The following is a 1,783-nucleotide window of genomic DNA, read 5'->3' on the forward strand; positions in this document are numbered from 1 at the left end:
GATGTAGACGATCCGTTCGCCCTTCTTGCCGGAGATGCGGGCCCAGTCGTCGGGGTTGGTGGTGTTGGGGAGGTCTTCGTTCTCGCTGAATTCGTCGACGCAGGCGGCGAGGAGGTGGTTGACGCGCAGTCCTTTTTGGCCGGTGTCGAGGAATTGTTTGATGGCCATTTTCTTGGCGCGGTCGACGATGTTCTGGATCATGGCGCCTGAGTTGAAGTCCTTGAAGTAGAGGACTTCCTTGTCGCCGTTGGCGTAGGTGACTTCGAGGAAGCGGTTCTCCTCGGTTTCGGCGTACATGCGTTCGACGGTGCGCTGGATCATGGCTTCGACGGTGGCTTCGTTGGAGCCGGCGTGTTCCTTGACGTCGTCGGGGTGGAGCGGGAGTCCGTCGAGGATGTACTTGGAGAAGATGTCCTTGGCTGCTTCGGCGTCGGGCCGTTCGATCTTGATCTTGACGTCGAGGCGGCCGGGGCGCAGGATCGCGGGGTCGATCATGTCCTCGCGGTTGGACGCGCCGATGACGATGACGTTCTCGAGTCCTTCGACGCCGTCGATCTCGCTGAGGAGCTGGGGGACGATGGTGTTCTCGACGTCGGAGGAGACTCCGGAGCCGCGGGTGCGGAAGATGGAGTCCATCTCGTCGAAGAAGACGATGACGGGGGTTCCGGCGGATGCCTTTTCGCGGGCGCGCTGGAAGACGAGCCGGATGTGCCGTTCGGTTTCGCCGACGTATTTGTTGAGGAGTTCGGGGCCCTTGATGTTGAGGAAGAAGCTCTTGCCTTCCTGGCCGGTCTTTTCGGCGACCTGTTTGGCGAGGGAGTTGGCGACGGCCTTGGCGATGAGGGTCTTGCCGCATCCGGGGGGGCCGTAGAGCAGGACGCCCTTGGGGGGCCTGAGCTGGTGTTCGCGGAAGAGGTCGGCGTGCAGGTAGGGGAGCTCGATGGCGTCGCGGATCATTTCGATCTGGGAGCCGAGTCCGCCGATCTCGTTGTAGGAGATGTCGGGGACCTCTTCGAGGACGAGCTCTTCGACCTCCGCCTTGTGGATCTTCTCGTAGGCGTATCCGGAGCGGGGTTCGAGCATGAGGGAGTCGCCGGCGCGGAGGGGGACTCCGCGGAGTGGTTCGGCGAGTTTGACCACGCGTTCTTCGTCGGCGTGGGCGATGACGAGGGCGCGTTCGCCGTCGTCGAAGAGTTCTTTGAGCATGACGACTTCGCCTTGCTCTTCGAACTTGAGCGCTTCGACGACGTTGAGGGCCTCGTTGAGCATGACCTCTTGGCCGCGCTGGAGTTCGTCGACGTCGACGGCGGGGCTGACGTTGACGCGGAGTTTGCGTCCGCCGGTGAAGATGTCGATCGTTCCATCGTCGCGGGCTTCGAGGAAGACGCCGAATCCGGATGGTGGTTGTGCGAGCCTGTCGACCTCCTCCTTGAGCGCCACGATCTGCTCGCGAGCCTCCTTGAGGGTCGCTACGAGACGCTCGTTCTGACCGGTTACGGCGGCCAGGTTGGCCTGTGCCTCATGGAGGCGTTCTTCCAGCACACGTACTTGGCGCGGGGATTCCGCGAGTTTGCGGCGCAGCACGGAGATCTCTTCCTCCAGGAAGGAGATCTGCGTTTGGAGGTCCCTGACCTCTTTTTCGTGCTGCGCCTTTCGCGCCCCTGCATCGTCACGAGCGGCCACGCCCCGTCACCTCCTCACGAAGAGCCGACGACCTACTGAGACCCTACCTATCTGGAGGGCTTCCGTAACCTGCCCATTCGGTGTTCGTGTCGTGCGGGGG

The 1,783-nt window shown here is 62.6% G+C and carries 1 protein-coding gene; it reads right to left on the minus strand.

What is annotated here, in order from left to right:
* On the minus strand, positions 1 to 1,683 hold a 1,683-nt coding region (gene arc / locus E1264_RS42370), incomplete at its 3' end, for a proteasome ATPase (RefSeq protein WP_132183197.1).
* Positions 1,684 to 1,783: the final 100 nt, after the last annotated feature.

It is taken from the genome of Actinomadura sp. KC216 (assembly GCF_004348535.1).
Lineage (GTDB): Bacteria > Actinomycetota > Actinomycetes > Streptosporangiales > Streptosporangiaceae > Spirillospora.